Source organism: Lysinibacillus xylanilyticus (genome assembly GCF_001708185.1).
Classification (GTDB): domain Bacteria; phylum Bacillota; class Bacilli; order Bacillales_A; family Planococcaceae; genus Lysinibacillus; species Lysinibacillus xylanilyticus_A.
The window spans coordinates 286,585-305,062 of the sequence record NZ_MDDN01000003.1 but is presented as its reverse complement, the minus strand read 5'-3'; the positions used below and the strand labels follow the sequence as shown (position 1 = coordinate 305,062).

General features: G+C 36.8%; 16 protein-coding genes and 1 pseudogene. 13 read left to right on the top strand and 4 right to left on the bottom strand.

Features of this window, described 5'->3' with window-relative positions:
- Window positions 1-66: 66 nt before the first annotated feature.
- Complete coding sequence (locus tag BFJ97_RS09270; protein WP_068984359.1) at window positions 67-669, bottom strand: LysE/ArgO family amino acid transporter; 603 nt, start codon at window positions 667-669, stop codon at window positions 67-69.
- Window positions 670-772: 103 nt separating this feature from the next.
- Here BFJ97_RS09270 and BFJ97_RS09265 point away from each other — a divergent pair.
- Together BFJ97_RS09265 and BFJ97_RS09260 are read left to right on the top strand one after the other, a co-directional pair.
- Window positions 773-2,217: pseudogene (locus BFJ97_RS09265) on the top strand (PLP-dependent aminotransferase family protein).
- Window positions 2,218-2,419: 202 nt separating this feature from the next.
- Window positions 2,420-2,626: a transcription initiation factor TFIIIB gene (locus tag BFJ97_RS09260; RefSeq protein ID WP_068984358.1), complete on the top strand. Its 207-nt coding sequence runs from the start codon at window positions 2,420-2,422 to the stop codon at window positions 2,624-2,626.
- A 246-nt stretch (window positions 2,627-2,872) separates the two neighbouring features.
- On the opposite strand, the gene BFJ97_RS09255 is transcribed toward BFJ97_RS09260, so the two are convergent.
- The gene (locus tag BFJ97_RS09255) at window positions 2,873-3,481 is read right to left on the bottom strand and encodes a CPBP family intramembrane glutamic endopeptidase (protein WP_068984357.1); all 609 of its coding nucleotides are present in this window, start codon (window positions 3,479-3,481) and stop codon (window positions 2,873-2,875) included.
- 148 nt (window positions 3,482-3,629) lie between these two features.
- Here BFJ97_RS09255 and BFJ97_RS09250 point away from each other — a divergent pair, with 148 nt between their 5' ends.
- Both BFJ97_RS09250 and BFJ97_RS09240 read left to right on the top strand, forming a co-directional pair.
- Window positions 3,630-4,076: a hypothetical protein gene (locus BFJ97_RS09250; RefSeq protein ID WP_068984356.1), complete on the top strand. Its 447-nt coding sequence runs from the start codon at window positions 3,630-3,632 to the stop codon at window positions 4,074-4,076.
- A gap of 634 nt (window positions 4,077-4,710) precedes the next feature.
- Complete coding sequence (locus tag BFJ97_RS09240) at window positions 4,711-5,226, top strand: GNAT family N-acetyltransferase (protein ID WP_068984354.1); 516 nt, start codon at window positions 4,711-4,713, stop codon at window positions 5,224-5,226.
- Between the two features lie 147 nt (window positions 5,227-5,373).
- Here BFJ97_RS09240 and BFJ97_RS09235 read toward each other — a convergent pair whose 3' ends face one another.
- A complete protein-coding gene (locus BFJ97_RS09235; RefSeq protein ID WP_068984353.1) occupies window positions 5,374-6,525 on the bottom strand; it encodes an MFS transporter in 1,152 nt (383 codons plus the stop codon).
- A gap of 96 nt (window positions 6,526-6,621) precedes the next feature.
- Between BFJ97_RS09235 and yeiL the strand changes: the two genes are divergently transcribed.
- Entirely contained in the window at window positions 6,622-7,284 is a 663-nt protein-coding gene (gene yeiL / locus BFJ97_RS09230; RefSeq protein WP_068984352.1) for a transcriptional regulator YeiL, read from the top strand.
- Window positions 7,285-7,290: 6 nt separating this feature from the next.
- Here the strand turns inward: yeiL and BFJ97_RS09225 are convergent, their stop codons facing one another.
- Window positions 7,291-7,590: a hypothetical protein gene (locus BFJ97_RS09225; protein WP_068984351.1), complete on the bottom strand. Its 300-nt coding sequence runs from the start codon at window positions 7,588-7,590 to the stop codon at window positions 7,291-7,293.
- A gap of 463 nt (window positions 7,591-8,053) precedes the next feature.
- On the opposite strand from BFJ97_RS09225, the gene BFJ97_RS09220 reads away from it, so the two are divergent.
- The 8 genes from BFJ97_RS09220 (at window position 8,054) to BFJ97_RS09190 (ending at window position 18,477) form a co-directional block, all read left to right on the top strand.
- Window positions 8,054-9,034: a diaminopimelate dehydrogenase gene (locus BFJ97_RS09220; protein ID WP_068984350.1), complete on the top strand. Its 981-nt coding sequence runs from the start codon at window positions 8,054-8,056 to the stop codon at window positions 9,032-9,034.
- Window positions 9,035-9,547: 513 nt separating this feature from the next.
- Window positions 9,548-10,051: a GrpB family protein gene (locus BFJ97_RS09215; protein ID WP_068984349.1), complete on the top strand. Its 504-nt coding sequence runs from the start codon at window positions 9,548-9,550 to the stop codon at window positions 10,049-10,051.
- Window positions 10,052-10,154: 103 nt separating this feature from the next.
- Window positions 10,155-13,343, top strand: coding sequence for a BTAD domain-containing putative transcriptional regulator (locus tag BFJ97_RS09210; RefSeq protein WP_068984348.1), 3,189 nt, complete (start codon window positions 10,155-10,157; stop codon window positions 13,341-13,343).
- 220 nt (window positions 13,344-13,563) lie between these two features.
- Window positions 13,564-13,713: a hypothetical protein gene (locus BFJ97_RS24645; RefSeq protein ID WP_175401722.1), complete on the top strand. Its 150-nt coding sequence runs from the start codon at window positions 13,564-13,566 to the stop codon at window positions 13,711-13,713.
- Between the two features lie 20 nt (window positions 13,714-13,733).
- A complete protein-coding gene (locus tag BFJ97_RS09205; protein ID WP_068984347.1) occupies window positions 13,734-14,552 on the top strand; it encodes an alpha/beta fold hydrolase in 819 nt (272 codons plus the stop codon).
- Between the two features lie 1,135 nt (window positions 14,553-15,687).
- Window positions 15,688-16,926, top strand: coding sequence for a substrate-binding domain-containing protein (locus tag BFJ97_RS09200; protein WP_068984346.1), 1,239 nt, complete (start codon window positions 15,688-15,690; stop codon window positions 16,924-16,926).
- Window positions 16,927-17,018: 92 nt separating this feature from the next.
- Complete coding sequence (locus BFJ97_RS09195; RefSeq protein ID WP_068984345.1) at window positions 17,019-17,795, top strand: ABC transporter ATP-binding protein; 777 nt, start codon at window positions 17,019-17,021, stop codon at window positions 17,793-17,795.
- Window positions 17,770-18,477, top strand: a complete 708-nt coding sequence (locus BFJ97_RS09190) for an ABC transporter ATP-binding protein (RefSeq protein WP_068984344.1) — start codon at window positions 17,770-17,772, stop codon at window positions 18,475-18,477. The genes BFJ97_RS09195 and BFJ97_RS09190 overlap by 26 nt, the downstream gene beginning before the upstream one ends.
- The last annotated feature ends 1 nt before the right edge of the window (window position 18,478 follow it).

Genomic DNA, 18,478 nt, shown 5'->3' with positions numbered 1-18,478 from the left:
AAACGAAGGCAACGCTCAGGTACCCAAAGATTTGGGTATCCTGAGCGGTTTTTATGTAAAGAAAATTTACAGTAAGCCAGTGAAAAGATAAATAGCGGTTGCCCAGATAAAGATAGCGGAACATTTATTAAAAATAATCATTAGCTTTCCAGAGTTATCAAGTTTTTTAAATGCTGCTCCTACGACTGCAAGACCTAAAAACCATAACCAAGAAATCACAACGCATGCAGTAGTAAACAGAATTTGATCGGTGCCGCTATATTTTAAAGCACTCGTCCCAATAACGCCAATTGTATCCAAAATGGCATGTGGATTTAAGAGTGATACAGAGAGTGCGAATAAAATTTGTTTTTTGACAGGGAGTGCTTCGTTTTGATCGGTAGTTGCCGGTTTTGAACGCCAAATTGAATAGCCCATATAAAGTAAAAAAAGTATACCAACAGTCATTAAGGTAATACGTAACCACTCAAATTGTAGCACGATCAGAGATAATCCAAAAACAGCTAGTATGATAAGTAGCGTATCACAGATGGCAGCTGTTATGCTGGCCGGCAAGGCTCGGGCTAGATGTGGCTGTGTAGCACCCTGTGAAAAAATAAAGACATTTTGTACGCCTAAGGGCAAAATAAGGCCAAATGCTAAAATCATTCCATGAAGAAATGCTTCCAATGAAATTCCTCCTTTCATTACATTAATCATTCTATTTGTGTTATAACAAAAAGAAAACAACCAATTGGATGGTTTTTTATCCACCCAATTTGAGGTGATACGAATGAACTGGCAACCAAGCAGACAGGAAGAAATTACATTACAGCAACAAATCGAGACGTGGATTACGGAGCAAATAGAACGAGGAGATTGGTAGCAGGAACAAAGCTGCCAACACAAAGACAGCTTGCTATGCAGCTTGGGGTAAATCGTAGTACGGTTCAGCTGGCATTAGAGGAGTTAAAGGCAGCTGGAATATTGGAAGCAAAGGTAGGATCTGGTATTTATGTAGCACATAATTCTTGGCATTCGCTCATTAAACAAACACAGCCAAATTGGCAAACCTATATTGACACAAGTCTCCATAAGCCGAATTATCTTACGATACAATTAATTAATGAATACGAGCAGCGCGATGATGTCATTCGATTAGGTACAGGTGAGCTCGCACCAAGTCTATTGCCAACTACTGAAATTGAGGCATCGTTAAAGGAGCTCTCCTTACAGCCAAAAGCTTTAGGTTATTCCTCACCACAAGGCAGCAAACAACTTCGAGAAGCGATTTGCGAATATGTGAAAAAAAGAGGAATCCATGCAAAGCCGCAAAATGTTTGCATTGTATCTGGTGCACTTCAGGCATTGCAACTTATTGCTGTTGGATTGCTTGAGCAGGGTTCCATTGTGTTCCAGGAACATACGTCTTATATAAATTCAGTCCATCCATTTCAATCAGTCGGGATGCAAATGATGCCGATTAATCGTGATGAACAGCTTGCAAAAACCTTAGTACAAAGGAAAAGAAAAAGACAGGCTGTGTATTATGCAGTTCCTACGTTAAACAATCCGACTGGAGAAGTGTGGACAGAGCTTGAAAAAAAACAGCTTTATGAAGCGTGTAAACAATCTCGCATTCCCATTATTGAGGATGACGTCTATCACGAATTGCTCTTTGAAGCGACAACTTCTCCCATAAAATCAATTGATGATAGCGGGCAAGTCCTTTACATTGGAAGTGTCTCAAAAACATTAAGTCCAGGACTCCGCATTGGCTGGTTAATCGGTCCAACAACTGTGATTGAGCGGTTAGCAGATATAAAAATGCAAACAGATTATGGTTCAAGCGCGATCTCACAGGAAATTGTACTGCATTGGCTGCAAACTGGAAAGTACGAAAAGCATATCAGGAGTTTACGAAAAGAATTAGTACGAAGAGCTAATTTTGTTGAGGGGATATTGCAAGAGAGGTTTACGGAAATTGCTAGTTGGAGTCAGTCCAAAGGGGGCTTTTATATTTGGCTAAAGTTTGATGAACCAATCGTTGATAAAGAATTGTTTACCAAACTATTGCAGCGACAAATCCTCATTAACCCTGGCTATATTTACGATCCGCAAGATACCCAGCATATTCGATTATCATATGCTTATGCAACAGATGAAGAGTTGAAGATTGGCTTGCAAATAGTACACGAATGCGTGGTTGAAGCGGTTGTAAAACGACATAAAGAATAAAGCATCTGTGAAATAAAAATATCGTTTGTTGACAATAAAATTGTGTAAAGCATGTGAGTCATTCTATATTGTTTAGTAAAAAATTTAAAAGTGAAATGGAATTCTCTTAAAATGGAACCAATTTACAGCTCATTCGTAATATTAGATAGTAGGATATATCAAAAAAATAGTTGGCTCACATATATAAGGGGAGGGTTTCGAATTGAAGAATACTACGAAAGTAATTGAATGTCCAAAATGTGGTGGGAAGGAACTAGGGAAAGGCAAGCATAGTGGATATGGAGTTATGTACCCAGAAAATAAAATGAGTTTAGGCTCAGATGTTGCATACATTATTTGCACAGAATGTGGATTTATAATCGAAAGCTATGTAAAAAAGCCAGAGAAATTTAAAGATACATTTTTTTGAGGTAATATTTATAAATTAGACTAAACACATAAAGGACTATCTTTAAATTAGCATAGAAATTATTCAAGTAACGTGCGCTATTGTTATATTTTGTAGTGTAGTTAAATATCTTATTTCAAAAATTAGACAAGCATCAGCCTATCCTAAATTTAGAACGGGGTAATGCTTGTTTGGCTTTTAAAATTAAATAACTTTATCCCCATTTTACAACACGACCTCAAACGGGATGTTTTAAATAGTAGATAATTACCTTTTAGTACTTAGTAAATTGTACTTGAATAATAGTGTTATTCCTAAATTCATCAAAAAGTGTGCAAGCATTGGTACTAAAATATTGTTTGTTTCAAAATATATCCAGCCTAAAATCAAACTTGGAACGGTTATATTTATTAGCATTATTGGTTTTTTGAAGTATTGAATATGAATCCCTAAGAACAGTAAAGTTGTTAATATAATTGCAGTCCACTGATGTTCTATAAATACAAAAAGCAAATTTTGAATAATTCCTCTAAATAAAACTTCTTCAAATAACGCCCCCGTAAACATAAAGGCAAAAATGCCTAACAACGAATAGTGTTGATAGCTTTTGTTCGTTTCATCAATATATTTCGAGGGAATAAACAATGTTAAAATTATCCCAAACATAAGCAAACCAAATGAAGCGAGAACTACGCCCATTACCATTCTGAATGGCTGATCGATTGATAGGAAATTTTGTATTGTGAATACATCATAAACTATTAAAGCGAAAATGATAGCTACACAAACGAATGTGAAAGAAGAGAATACAAATGCAGCGTCTTTCGGGCTAAAATCCTTCTTAGTCTTTTTTTGTATTTCTTTGTTATGCGCCATATCTTTCCTTCTTTCTAAATGGTTATAGAGTAAAGAGATATTTTACCATAATATTTTAGTGAAAAATATTGCAATTATTAAAAATGATTTCTAGAATAGGAATTGTATTAGCGTGGTAAAATTTACAAGCAAAAAAGGAGAGGCTTGAATGAAAGTTAAAGGTGTTTTAAAAGGAATTTCTATAGGAATTTTTTGTTCAATTTTCATTCCATACCTTTTTAATAGTGTAGGGGATACTTTAGCAGGAGGTCGTATAAACTACTGGGGAGCAAGTTGGGTATATATAGCATTTTCTATTCCTATGATTCTATCCATGGTCATAATGGGGTATTATCTATCTACTCAAAAGAATATCCCAAATAAAAAAATGTGGTTGATTAGTTTCTTTGTAACTTTAATTGTCAGCTTATTAACCGGCACATTGGGTATTTTAATTAGTGAAATGATATTGCGCGGTAATTTAAATACTTTTAATCTAGAAGATTCAATGATATGGGGCGTCATTTACAGTATTATACTCCTTCCAATAACTGTACCTTCAGGAAAGCTTATTTTAAATTCTTTGCATTATTGGATTCATAAACCTGCAATTTAAATACGAGGCCAAGATGAAATGAATCATTTTGGTCTTTGTCTGAACAAAAGAGCATTTAGTCTTCCGCAACTTTTAGTGTCGAGCCCTAAAATGAATTAATTTCTAATTTTCATGCGGATTACCATATGCTCTTGTATAATTAGATATTTTCAATAAACATTCGTTTTTTCTTAATTTTCAGAAGAAATCAACAAAAAAGTTTGTTAGAATAAATTGGAAATTGAATTGATTTTTTCAGAAGGGAGCTTTTAAATGTTTAGTAAACTATCCATTATTTTTGCAGTAATTGGTGCTGTTGTATTAAGTTCCTCTTACATTTATTCAACCAACTTTGAGATTCTTATGATATATGGATTCAGTTTATTATTTATCAGTTTATTGTTAAGTTTTGGTGCTGTGTTCAAAAGAGAACAAGGAAAAATAAAGTTTTTACCTGTTCTAACAGTTTTCCTTTTTAGTTTCATCATTACTTTGTACGACCCATTTCAAATTGTGAGATTACTTACTTGGATGAAAAATTAAGCGTTGGACTCACTCATGTTTTATTTTTTAAATGAGTGACTTTTTACTTTTGTTAAAACGTATGCCATGTAAATATGTTGATTGCTAAGGGTTTTAGAAAGTGAGGTTTATCATGTTAGAAACTAAAAGATTGAAACTTAGAGATTATAACGAAGCGGATTTTGATTTTTTACAATCACTTTTATCAAATGCACAGGTGATGCAGTACATTGGAAGCGGCGAAACTCGTAACGAAGAACAAGCTAGAATTTTTTTTAATTGGATTTTTGAGTCTTATGAAAAGAATGAAGCATATGGATTGAAAATAATTGAATTAAAAGCAACCAACGAACGAATCGGACATGCCGGTCTTGTGCCTCAAAGAGTCATTGAGGAAGAACAAATCGAAATAGGCTATTGGATTGCACCCAATTTTTTGGGGATGGGTTATGCAACAGAGGTGGCGAAAGCATTGAGAGCTTATGGTGAAAAAGAATTATCATTAAATAAGTTAATATCCCTTATTCAAATTGGCAATTCAGCATCTCAAAAAGTAGCAATTAGTATGGGCATGAAAAAGGAAAGAGAGATTGAACTAAAAGGGAAACAAGTCATTATTTTTTCAACACTGGGTGGTTTTATTTCGTGAACCACGTAAAGAATAATTCAAGTAATGAATCCATACTTTTTTTAATAACGATTTCTTTATGAAGGGGTGGATCATTGGAGAACAGGGCCAAGAAGGTGAGCATACAGAAAAGCAGGTGAAGGTACAATGTCTTCACCTGCTTGTTTTTTAATATTGATATTTATTTCTAGTAGTAAGTAAAATAACGATTGCTGGAATCGTACAAATAAGCATTGCGCCAAATGATAGTCCAGGCGAAATTTCGTATAAATAGCCGCCTAAAAATGTAAGGATCGCTGTACTTAATCCCATTGCTAATGCTGAGTAAAGACCTTGAGCATTTGGAATTTGTTCCTTCGGCAATGTTTTTGTTAAATAGCCAATAAAAGCGAAATGTGCGAGTGCAAATGATAACGCATGCAAGGTTTGAGAAGCGATAAATACCCAGACATTAGGGAACAGGTAAATCAGTAACCAACGTAATGAGGAACCACATGCTGCTAAAAGTAATAAAGAAGATGAGCGCCATTTTTTAAATAGTGTATCAGCCTTCAGAAAATATAAAATTTCGCAAATAACGGCGATATTAATAATCATTCCCATATAGAATGGATCGACATGGAGATCACCTAAATAGATATAGCCGTAGCTGTAATAAGAAGCATGTGCGCCCTGCAATAGGATCACGATTACTAAAACAATTGGGAAGCCTTTAATACTCCATAATGATTTCATCGACAATGATTTTGCACGTTGTTCTTTTGTTGGGACAACAAGTAACTCTTTTGGTGTAGCCAATTGTTGCATGAACAGCATACCAAGAAGGCTAATGACCAAACTCCAATAGATAACGTTCTGACCAAATACACCAGTTAGCATACTAATAATTAATACCGCAATGACAAAACCAATAGAGCCATATGAGCGACTTTTACCATAGTGTACATGTCCATGCTGGATTAGTGTTGCAGCACTACTTTCTACAGCAGGTAACAAAGCTGGATAAAAAATGTTAAATAAAAGGGTAACGATAAGTAGCGAGATAAAGTTTGTGCTTGGTATGTAAAGTAAAGTTGTAATTAGGGCACCTATTGCTAGGATGCTACTGAGTCGTTTATTATGCACATATTTAGCAAGAGTCGGGAAGAAAAAAAGATTTGAAATGGCTCGTGCTAAAAGACCACAGCCCATCACGACACTTGCCTGTGATACTGTAAGGTGTTTAACATCTACAAGCCAACCTGTCCAATAAGGTAAGAAAATACCCCATGTAATAAAAAATGCAAAGAAATTTTGAGAAAGCCATCGTTGATTGTTCATTTATTACGTACCTCCATTAACTATGTTGAATAATAGCACGTTCAACGCTACAATAATGTGAGATATCTCACATTTTATTATAGGAGAGAGTAATAAATGCAAATACTGACAGCTGAAGCACGTTCCTATTATCTAGAAAAATATCCAATTGATGATTTTTTCTCCTTTGATATTGATCCATTTCTGGAAGTGTGTAAATTTGAAAAAGGCGAATGGATTTTTAAGGAAGGATCATTTCCAGATACGCTGTACTACATGATCGAAGGAAAAGCGAAACTATATATGACGCATAAAAACGGTAAAGTTTCGCTTATTGAGTATCTTGAGGCTCCGCTTTTTATGGGTGAAATTGAGTTGCTTAATGAAGCGAGATATACAAAGGGGATTCAGACCGTGACCGAAACGATCTGTCTTTCTATTTCTCAGGCCTGTAAAGAAAAGTTACTTACTGATGTGCTCTTTTTACGTAAACTCTGTGTGTTTTTAGGGGAAAAGGCGACAATTATGACTTCTAAATATACACAAAATCAGGCATATCCACTTGAAAATCGGCTAGCTGCATTTATCCAATTATCGTCTGATCAAGGGATTTATAAGGAAAAGCATACTGAAATCTGTGAATATTTAGGGGTTTCCTATCGACATTTATTATATGTACTTGCACAATTTTGTGACGAAAAAATTTTAGAGAAGAGAAAGAATGGCTATCACATTATTAATGAGAAGCGTCTTGCGCACTTGGCACAGGAAATTCAGTGAGGAATACTAAAGCTTATTGTATTCACTTTTTTTAACTAACCAGCGTGCAATCTCCTTACCGCTATGGTAGAAGTTTATTTCATGGACTCTTTGTTTTTGTGTGGAGGTGTCTAAGGTTTCTTCCATAACGCCAAAAGGTATAACCCCAATACATTGGTATTGATCGGTTGAAAATCTTTTACGCATTTCCTTATTTTCGATGTTTGTACAATGAGTTTTAGCAGATTTTTGTGCATTTTGGAATGGACAAGCAAGTAATTCTCCTTGTTTCAATGTTGTGCTTGGTGAGTAACAATTACTTTTCATTCATCATGCCCCCTTTTGTCGTTAGTTTTATTGTACAAGACATGTGGTGGGAAAAGTCTTTATTTACAAGGCTTTTACGAAAACTTAAAGGTTAGTTTATCAATTATGCCGAGGCCTAATAGCGTCCGGAATCGGCTTTGTGCTTAGGCCAGCAAATGTTTTATGTGCGAAAGCGCAGTGTTAACGTAGCGACAGCATGATGTTGGTCACTCAGTCGTTGCCACAGGACGTGGTCATTCTTAGACTGAGTTCCTTTATTTCAGCTGATGTTTGTACACCCGGTGTAAGAAGTTGTAACCGTATTCATGTCATGAATGGATAGATATCATAGAAAATTTGCATAATTTACTAGACAAAAATACGTACTCAAACTATTGTGAATTTTCCTAACACGACGTATTATTGTAAGTAGATTTAACGTGAAGGGCTTCACATAGTCACGTAATCGTGAGGAGGAATTTTAATGAGTGCAATTCGAGTAGGTATTGTAGGGTATGGAAATTTAGGGCGCGGAGTAGAATATGCTATTTCACAAAATCCAGATATGGAATTAGTAGCGGTATTTACACGTCGTGATCCTTCAACTGTAAACGTTGCAAGTAATGCCAACGTATATTTAGTGGACGATGCTGAAAAATTCCAAGATGACATTGATGTAATGATTTTATGTGGTGGCTCTGCAACAGATTTACCAGAGCAAGGACCACACTTTGCACAATGGTTTAATACAATAGATAGCTTTGATACACATGCGAAAATTCCTGAATTTTTTGAAGCGGTAGATGCAGCAGCACAAAAATCTGGTAAAGTATCAGTCATTTCTGTTGGTTGGGATCCAGGTTTATTCTCATTAAATCGTTTGCTTGGTGAGTCCGTTTTACCAGTAGGTACAACATATACATTCTGGGGAGATGGCTTAAGTCAAGGTCACTCAGATGCTGTGCGTCGTATTGAGGGCGTTAAAAACGCTGTACAATACACTTTACCAATTAAAGATGCTGTAGAACGCGTTCGAAATGGTGAAAATCCTGAGCTGTCGACACGTGAAAAACATGCTCGTGAATGCTGGGTTGTTCTTGAAGAAGGTGCGGATGCAGCAAAAATTGAGCAAGAAATTGTGTCAATGCCAAACTATTTCGACGAATATAACACAACGGTTAACTTTATTTCTGAAGAGGAATTTAAAGCGAATCACACAGGTATGCCACATGGTGGTTTCGTTATTCGCAGTGGCGAAAGCGGCGCTAACGATAAACAAATTCTTGAATTTTCATTAAAACTTGATAGCAATCCAAACTTCACGTCCAGTGTTCTAGTTGCTTATGCTCGTGCGGCGCATCGTCTAAGCAAAGCTGGAGATAAAGGTGCAAAAACAGTATTCGATATTCCATTCGGTCTGTTATCACCAAAATCTGCTGCTGAATTACGTAAAGAACTTTTATAATAGTAAACTATTTCTACCCGATTATCATGTTATTTGATAATCGGGATTTTTCATTTTAAGTAAATCACTCAACTTTGGGAGTGAAATAAAGGATTCTAAAACTGGATATACCAGCATGCCTACAACAAATGATACGTTAAACAAACTGAGTTAAAAGCTCAAAGGTAAAAGTCGGAAGTCCTAAGTTTACGTTTCAAAGTTCTTTTGATTAAAGTTAAAAACTTAAAGAAAAAAATCTTTTAAATCCTGGTTATTGGTTAAAGTGCTGATTTTTCTGGACCGTCCGTCATCCACTAGGCAGTAAGAATAATTATTGTAAATCTAACGATGAATCCAGATGGAATGTTTCATATTGGCGATAGGGTAAAAGTAGGCTATGATGGTAAAATAAAGGATAAAGTACCGATTGGAAATATTACACTTTCTAGAATTAATTTAGTAAGATCTACTAATTTGGTTGTGCCATGTAACGTTGCTGCTTTGTAAAAAAGGGGAGATTTGGGGGAGTTTTATATGGAGAAAGTAAATTTTTTTAATAGTGAACTATTTCATAAAAATGCTGAGAAAGCTTTTTTGATACACAAAAATAAAATAACAGAATTACTACCAGCGGCTGATATCCAGCATGTAGGTAGTTCGGCAATTCCTAATAGTGTTACTAAAGGTGATTTAGACATCCAAGTACGTGTTAGTGCTGAACAATTTTCGAAAGCAATAGAACTTCTATCAATTTTATATGAAAGAAATGATGAAAGTGTCAAAACAGATACATTTAGGGCCTTTAAGGATGATACAAGTAATCTTCCTTTAGGAGTTCAATTAACTGTAATTGATTCTGAGTTTGATTTCTTTTGGAAATTTAGAGAAGTTTTACTGGCAAATAAAAAATATCGAGATGCATATGATAATTTGAAGAAGGAATACGAAGCCAAATCAATGGATGCTTACAGGGAAGCCAAAGATATCTTTTTCCAAAGACTAATGGAAACGCCTGAGTTTAAGGATTACGAGAAGTAATTTTTGAATGGAACAATTCCACGTTATGGTGATGGGCTCATAATTTTAAACTTTGAAGATTTGTAACCTTACATAACCAGTTGAATGGGGAGGTTATCACAAAATGACCACAGACATTATTATCCAATCGAAATGTATTCCACCGCGGCCGTCCAATCATTGTATTAGTAGAGCTACATTAATGAGAACATTAAAAAAAAGCCTAGACCATTCTTGCACACTTATTCATAGTGGTGCTGGATATGGCAAAACAACCATCCTTACACAATTTCTACACACTGAAGCTAGCAGATTTTCTTGGTATAGTGTATCGGAAGAAGATGATAATATCTTGCCGTTTTTAAGGCATTTGTTTTTTAGTATTAAACGAGTCGTTCCGGGTTTCGGTCAAGGATTTGATGCATGGAATCTATTATCACGTTTTCCGAAAATAGAAGAACTCAATCGCTTATATAAATTATTTGTTAATAATTTATGTGAAATTGAAGAGCCAATTTTAATCGTCATTGACGACTACCATCTCGTTGACCATGAATTTCATATTAATTATGTGATGGAAAAAATTATTGAATTTTCACCACCGAATGTACATTTTATAATAGCGTCTAGAACACTGCCAAATTGGGATATTACAAGAAAATTAAAGCTGCAAAAAAAATTACTCGTTATTTCTGAAGCAGAATTAGCATTTTCTTCAGAGGAGATTGCTGTTTTTTTTGAGGATTATGTAGCTGTGCGTTTAACAGAAGATGAAATTGCTAAGGTTTTGGAAATTACAGAGGGATGGGCAATTAGTATTTCTTTATTAGCTGAGCAATGGAACAACGAGACATTAGATCATTGGTTAAATATCTCTACAAATGATCTTTTCACCTATTTATCGGAGGAAGTTTATCTTAAGATGTCTACATTCGAGCAAGAGACATTATTAAAGTTGGCGATTTTCCCCACTTTTTCAGAGGAGTTTATTACACAATTTTATGGTATTGAAATAGCGGAGGCGCTCAGTCAATTTGTACAACGGCACTTATTTATTCAAACTATAACAACAGATGGTTTATATCGTTTCCATGCCTTGTTCAGTCGATTTTTAGAGTTGAAATGGCAACAACATGCTTTACAGTATATTGCATTACATAAACAAGCAGCATTGTATTATGTAGAGCAAAACAATATACAAGCTGTTCTTCATCATGCATTTAAAACGAATGATCAGAACTTTTGTGGTGAGCTATTACAAAATCATGCTGAAAGTCTTGTCCGTGCTGGACAATTTGAGTGGTTATTAGAAAAAATAAATCGATTTACAGCTGCCGAAAAATCGGAATATTACAAAATATATTATTTTGAAGGTGAGTGCCATCGCTACCGTGCGTATTATGAAAAAGCGAAGCAATCCTATGAAAATTGTGCAATGTTCGCGAAAAGTAAGAATGATTATCTCTTTATGACAAAAGCACAGGCAGGTTTAGCGCATATTTATCTCGATACAATCCAGCCAGCATTGGCAGAGCCGCATTTAAAAAAGGCATTAGAGTTAGCGAATCATACACCGTTAAATAAAGAGGAACTTTTAGAATTACAGCGTCAATATGCAGAAAATTTAGTTAATTTAGGGAAAGCAAAACATGCACATATATTTACAGAGGAGGTTGCCTTGACGGAGGATGTGCTGCAAAGAGCGAATGTCGATGTTCGAATACTGTTAAGAACTGGGCAGTTATTGGAAGCTAGAACTTTGCTGGCGAAGAGATTGGAATTACCACCACAGCTAGTGGCGACACATAGAGAGAGTGAGCTGTTAGCGTCATTTGTCTATGCACTATTAGGGTTGGGCAAGGATGCTTGGTATGCCGCTCAGCATGGGATTCGTAGGGGGCAACGTGAAAAGTCTATTTTTATTGAGGCGGTTGGCTATATTCGCAAAGCACATGCTTTACTATTAGTAGATTTTCCTGACTATCAAGGAGCCTGTAACGCTTATGAGAAGGCCCTAACATTGATGAATACCATTAATATTTCTCGGGTTAAGGCTGAACCATTTATGGGGCTAGCAATTGTCAAGCATGCACAAGGAGATATGATCTCTGCTAAAAAATATTTAGCACTTGGTCTACAGGAAACGGAGCAAGTACAAGATGCATGGATGACTGCCCTTATATTAATTGCTGAGGTGAAAATCATTCTTTCTCAACATGAATTTGCTCGAGCAGGGCAATTATTAATAAAAGCACAGCGACTTTTCCATAATTGTGGCGACCAGAACGGTGAGATGCATGTACTATTCTATCAATCTGTGATTGCCTATAAAGAAAATGATGTTCAACAATTCAATCTTTCTTTTCAGCAATTTGCACAACTGTGTATCACCAATGGCTATGACTATTTTTTACAAAGAAAAACCATTCTCGGTCCGCCTAATAGAATGATTTTTTATGAGCTTTTACAATTTAGTAGAAATAGTGGTGGTGAAAATGCGGCTATTTCGGCAATGTGTCGTTATTTTCAAGTAGATGAAAGTGTCGTTTATCCACATGAAGAGGTGCAAGTAAATTTTTTAGGAAGTTTAGACTTAATCAGAAAGAATCGAAAGCTAGAGGATAAAGAATGGCAGCGCGATAAATCGAAGGAGCTCTTCGTTTATTTATATTGTCATCGCAATCGATTTACGCCAAAGGAAGAGATTGCGCAGGCTTTATGGCCAGAGCGGAATGTTGATTCACTAGATCGGGATTTTAAAGTGGTATTGAATGCGTTATTAAAGGTTCTAGAGCCAACTAGAAGTGCTCGTCAAGATAGCTTTTTTATTCAGCGAAAAAATAATATGTATCAATTACAGCATATTCAATTTTTGCAGATTGATGTTGAACGTTTTCTCTATTTTTATGAATTAGGGATGGAGGAGTTCGATCCACAATTGTCAAATGACTGGCTGCATCTTGCTGAGATTAGTTATACCGATGCACTCTATGCTGAAAAAAAGCAGTTAGATTGGCTCATGCAGGATCGTGAAAAGCTGCAATCGTTATATATTGAAGTACTTGAGAGATTAGCGCAAAATGCGACAAGGCAACAGAATTATAAGCAAGCTATTTTATATGCAGAAAAAATGCTTCGTGAGGATGCGTTATGGGAAGAAGGCTATCGATTGTTGATGTATAGTTACTATCAATTACAAAACCGTTCCCTTGCGTTGAAATGGTATGAAAAATGTATAAGGTTATTAAAAAAAGAGTTAAATACAACACCAATGGAATCGACGATGGTTGTTTATGATTTAATTATGGGTTAGTGTATATTTGGAGTAAATACCGTTTTTTAGGCTCATCACCGAAAGTCGTGGGTGACATTTGTTAAAACATATACTATGTAAATTAGTTGATTGGAGTGGAGGCTGGGTGACTCCTTGGGGATCAGCGATAGAGGAACGAAGGCTAAGAGCATCACGTCCTGTGATAACGCCTTCGTGACCAACATCGTGTAGGCCCGAGACCCTGGAGCGAGCAACGCGAGTGAAGCGGCTCATCGGACGCTCTGCTCTGCGCGAAAGCGAAGCGTCAGCGGCAAATGTTTTATCTGTGCGAAAGCGAAGCGACAGCAACAAAGCGCCCAGTCGGAACGGAAATCAACCACACGTTTTGGTGATGAACCATTTTTTATAATAATATTTGGAGGAACTACTATGGCATTTTGTAAGGTAAGGAAGGCGAATATTTACTATGAAATCATTGGGACTGGAACACCAATCGTGATGCTTCACGGCTATTCGCCTGATCATAGATTAATGAAGGGTTGTATGGAGCCTGTTTTTGTAGAAAGAGAAGGCTGGAAGCGAATTTATATTGATCTTCCGGGGATGGGCAAGACAACAGACTATGAAACAATCAATAACTCGGATGAAATGCTAGTGGCCGTAGTAGAACTAATACACTCTTTAATCCCAAATGAACGTTATCTATTGGTGGGGGAATCTTATGGTGGATATTTAGTGCGAGGGATTCTGAGGGAGTTTCATGAACAAATATTAGGGGCTGCATTTATTTGTCCATTGATTATTCCTGATAAACCAAGTCGAACAGTAGCAGAACAAAGTATTGTCTCGGCAGATAAGGAATTTTTATCAACATTGACAAAACAGGAACTTGATGATTTGAGCTCACATCTAGTTGTTTTAAATGAAAATAATTGTCATCGATACACAAATGAAGTGTTAGCAGGTCAGAAAATGGCGGATGTGGAATTTTTAGAAAGAATCCAAAAAAGCTATGGTTTTTCTTTTGCTGTTGACGAAATGATTTTTGACAAACCTAGCATTTTCTTGCTTGGCAAACAGGACTCTATGGTTGGTTATAAAGATGCTTTTGATATTATCGATAAGTTCCCAAGAGCGGCCTTCACAATTTTAGATAAGGCTGGACATAATTTGCAAATTGAACAAGCAGATCTATTTAATAGCCATATGCATGAATGGTTAGATAGGGTAGAGGGATATAATGTTTAATCTTTATGCCAAGCTAAAAGGATTCACTGAATTAGGTGAGTCCTTTTTTTTATGCCCCATCATGAACGAAATTTATAGAGGATAATCCCGGAAGCACGAAGACTGTAGAAGGGCGGGTTTTACTGGTGAGCGCAAAGTAGATCAGGAATGACAAGAAATCTATTTTGGGGATGCGCATTATTTAGTACATGATGTTCAGCTTCAATCTGAGAGTGCTAGTGTATCAACATATCAAAAGTTTGAAGTGTCTAGTAAAAACAACAACAGGAAATATACAATACCTGCTAAATTGTTAAATTAAATGTAGGCGACGCAAACTTCAGTGCGGTCAGATATACTGTATTTTCTAAAATGTTCCGATAAGTTGATAAAACATTCCGATAAAACCTGAAATTGTTCCGATAAACCTCAAGATTGTTCCGATAAAACACAAATTTATTACGATAAAATTCTCAACCCCGGAATTGATGATAAAAGGGTGCTACTGAAAAAGCGGAAAGTAAATGACTTTAGAAATATCCCTTTGATTAAGTGAAGCACCGCAAACTATCAGTGCGGTCAGATAGCGTACATGAAGGTAGATATCGATATTTTTCAAAAGTTGGGTGATAAATTGATAAAGTTGGTCGATAAACAATCAACAGTTCTCGATAAATCTCAAACCTGTTTCGATAAACCCTCCTCCCCGGAAAAACCACTCTTTCGTCGCAGAAAAATGAGGCTGGGACAGAACTCGATTATTTTGAAAAATAGCGAAAACAGATAATAACTTTTTCGCTTCAATGAGTAGAGTGTTCCTTCCTAAATCAAAAAAATGTTAGACATTTCAATCGGTCTAACATTTTTTCTTTTTGTCCCATCCGATGCGCTCCGCTGTACTTTCGTGACGGAGAACACTTGCGACTGCCGTTGCGCACCGCAGCACTTTCGTCGCAGAAAAATGAGCTCCCTTAAGGGCAGCTCATTAAAAGATTTTGCAGCTGTCGTTGCGCTAAAGCTTCACTTTCGCTGCAGAGATAGTTGACTCAGTAAACTGACCCAACTATCTTGTAACTAATTTGTAACTACAGTTTTATATAGTGGATTTAGCAACGAAAGCGCTTTCTTTTTAACTTATTATGAAAGGGGTTATGGGATGAAGAAGCATTGGTTATTTGTGCTTTTATTGATGTTGGCGATGTTGATGGTGGCTTGTAATTCAGATGGGTCGAAGGATAGTTCTACAGATGGTAAGGCATCGGAGGATGATACAAAGGGGACTGCTGAGGAAGGGGCTACTATTAAAATCGGTGTACTGGCGTCATTGACGGGAGCTCTTGAGTCGTATGGAAAACAAACGCAGCGTGGCTTTGAATTAGGGATTGATTATGCTACTGGCGGTACGATGGAGGTTAACGGTAAGAAAATTGAAGTTGTCTATGAAGATACAGAAACAAAGCCTGAGGTTGCGGTACAAAAAGCGACAAAGCTATTGGAAGATGACAAGGTGGATTTCTTAGTAGGTTCCTCTAGCTCAGGTGATACGCTCGCTGTATTACCATTAGCTGAAGAATACGAAAAGATTATGGTTGTGGAGCCTGCGGTAGCGGATAGTATTACGGGCGCAGAATTTAATGAATATATTTTCCGTACAGGTCGAAATTCTTCTCAGGATGCCTATGCAGCTGCCGCGGCAATTGCTGGGAAGGGTGTTAAGATTGCCACTTTCGCACCGGATTATTCTTTTGGTTGGGACGGGGTGAATGCATTTAAAAGAGCGGCGGAAAAACTAGGCGCAGAAATTGTCTTAGAGGAATATGCTGATCCTGCAGCAACGGATTTTACATCGAATTTGCAAAAAGTAATTGATGCAAAACCAGATTATTTATTTGTTGTATGGGCAGGAGCAAACTCACCTTGGAATCAAATCGCGGATCTAAAAATTCAAGAGAAGGGTATTAAAATTTCTACAGGTGCACCTGATATTATCGCACTTAAATTTATGAATCCGTTAATAGGTATGGAAGGCTTCTCAGTTTATTATCATACGTTACCACAAAATGATGTGAATAAATGGCTAGTAGAAGAACATCAAAAACGCTTTAATGAGGTTCCTGATTTATTTACACCAGGAGGGATGTCAGCTGCAATCTCTATTGTAGAGGCTCTGAAAAAATCAGAGGGGGATGCAGATGCGAAAAAACTGATTGGCATTATGGAAGGAATGTCATTTGAAACGCCAAAAGGCAAGATGACTTTCCGAGAAGAAGACCACCAAGCATTACAGTCGATGTATTCGATCCGTCTTGAAAAGCAAGAGGGGGTAGATTATCCGGTACCAGTTCTAATTCGCGAGCTGAGTCCTGAAGAAACGGCACCTCCAGTTATGAATTAGTGAAGGTGGAGACAGAGAAAATTCTGTCTCTCTTCATCTAATCTCAATGAGAATGGATGAAGAGTGATAGAAGTGCTAGAAAGGAGAATATGATGGAGCCTATTTTACGAACAGAAAATTTAACGATTCGTTTTGGCGGACACACAGCTGTCGACCATGTGAATTTTAATATGCCAGAAAAGCATTTGAAATCAATTATCGGACCGAATGGTGCTGGTAAAACAACCTTTTTTAATTTAATCAGTGGGGAATTAATGCCGTCTGCTGGGGATGTCTATTTTAAAGGACAATCACTTGCGCAAAAATCGGCTATAGAAAGAACTCGTATGGGGCTAGGGCGATCGTTTCAAATCACCAATGTTTTTCCGAACTTGACGGTTTTAGAAAATGTCCGTTTGGCTGTGCAATCTAAGGAGAAAGTGCGTTACCAATTATTTCGCCATTATAAAAGCTATAAGGCGATTACAGAAAAAGCAGAGGAGCTATTAACGCTTGTATTACTCGACAATAAAAGAGATGCCCTAACAACCATGCTGTCTCATGGAGAAAAGAGAAAGCTTGAAATTGCGATGTTATTAGCACTGGATACAGAAATCCTATTGCTTGATGAACCAACGGCCGGCATGTCCTTAGAGGAAGTACCAACGATTTTAGAGATCATTCGCACGATAAAAAAACAGGGGGATAAAACCATTCTCCTTATTGAACACAAGATGGATATGATTCTAGATTTGTCGGATTCGATTATGGTGTTGTTTAATGGCCAGCTTCTTGCGGATGGAACCCTGGAGGACATCATGAAAAACGAAACCGTACAAAATGCATATTTAGGGGGTCTTTACGATGAACACCTTACTGAAATTAAATGATGTCCACACATATATCGGCCAATACCATATTTTGCAGGGAGTCAATTTTGAGGCAAAGGAGGGGCAGGTAAGCGTACTTCTTGGAAGGAATGGCGCAGGGAAAACGACTACTTTAAAAACGATTATGGGATTAACGCCTGCCTCAAAGGGAGAGGTAAACTTCCACTCACACTCTATTAAAAAAAGCCCGACTTATAAAGTGGCAAAATTAGGTATAGGTTATGTGCCTGAAAACCAAGGAATCTTTGCAGATTTAACCGTTGAGGAAAATATGAAAGTGGCGATGCGTAAAGAGGATGCGGTTACCTTAGAGCGACAAAATTATGTGCTAGAGCTGTTTCCAGATTTAAAGAAATTTTGGAAAAAGGCTGGTGGACATCTTTCAGGTGGTCAAAAGCAAATGCTGTCCATGGCAAGAGCATTTATAAATGATAGTAAGTTAATTTTGATTGATGAGCCTTCAAAAGGACTGGCGCCAATAGTGGTGGAGAAAGTAATGGAGGCTATTGTTGAAATGAAGAAACAAACGTCCATTGTCCTTGTTGAGCAAAACTTTATTATGGCGAGTCGAATTGGCGATACGTACACATTGATTGATGATGGGAGAACGGTTCACTCAGGTAAAATGCAGGATCTTATCCATAATGAAGAACTAAAAAGAAAATACCTAGGAATAGGATAAG

What these genes read in the sequence shown, in the direction of transcription:
- BFJ97_RS09255 (WP_068984357.1), bottom strand. Translation starts at nt 3,481, where the DNA reads ATGGCGCATAACAAAGAAATACAAAAAAAGACTAAGAAGGATTTTAGC.
- BFJ97_RS09250 (WP_068984356.1), top strand. Translation starts at nt 3,630, where the DNA reads ATGAAAGTTAAAGGTGTTTTAAAAGGAATTTCTATAGGAATTTTTTGT.
- BFJ97_RS09240 (WP_068984354.1), top strand. Translation starts at nt 4,711, where the DNA reads ATGTTAGAAACTAAAAGATTGAAACTTAGAGATTATAACGAAGCGGAT.
- BFJ97_RS09235 (WP_068984353.1), bottom strand. Translation starts at nt 6,525, where the DNA reads ATGAACAATCAACGATGGCTTTCTCAAAATTTCTTTGCATTTTTTATT.
- yeiL (WP_068984352.1), top strand. Translation starts at nt 6,622, where the DNA reads ATGCAAATACTGACAGCTGAAGCACGTTCCTATTATCTAGAAAAATAT.
- BFJ97_RS09225 (WP_068984351.1), bottom strand. Translation starts at nt 7,590, where the DNA reads ATGAAAAGTAATTGTTACTCACCAAGCACAACATTGAAACAAGGAGAA.
- BFJ97_RS09220 (WP_068984350.1), top strand. Translation starts at nt 8,054, where the DNA reads ATGAGTGCAATTCGAGTAGGTATTGTAGGGTATGGAAATTTAGGGCGC.
- BFJ97_RS09215 (WP_068984349.1), top strand. Translation starts at nt 9,548, where the DNA reads ATGGAGAAAGTAAATTTTTTTAATAGTGAACTATTTCATAAAAATGCT.
- BFJ97_RS09210 (WP_068984348.1), top strand. Translation starts at nt 10,155, where the DNA reads ATGACCACAGACATTATTATCCAATCGAAATGTATTCCACCGCGGCCG.
- BFJ97_RS09205 (WP_068984347.1), top strand. Translation starts at nt 13,734, where the DNA reads ATGGCATTTTGTAAGGTAAGGAAGGCGAATATTTACTATGAAATCATT.
- BFJ97_RS09200 (WP_068984346.1), top strand. Translation starts at nt 15,688, where the DNA reads ATGAAGAAGCATTGGTTATTTGTGCTTTTATTGATGTTGGCGATGTTG.
- BFJ97_RS09195 (WP_068984345.1), top strand. Translation starts at nt 17,019, where the DNA reads ATGGAGCCTATTTTACGAACAGAAAATTTAACGATTCGTTTTGGCGGA.
- BFJ97_RS09190 (WP_068984344.1), top strand. Translation starts at nt 17,770, where the DNA reads ATGAACACCTTACTGAAATTAAATGATGTCCACACATATATCGGCCAA.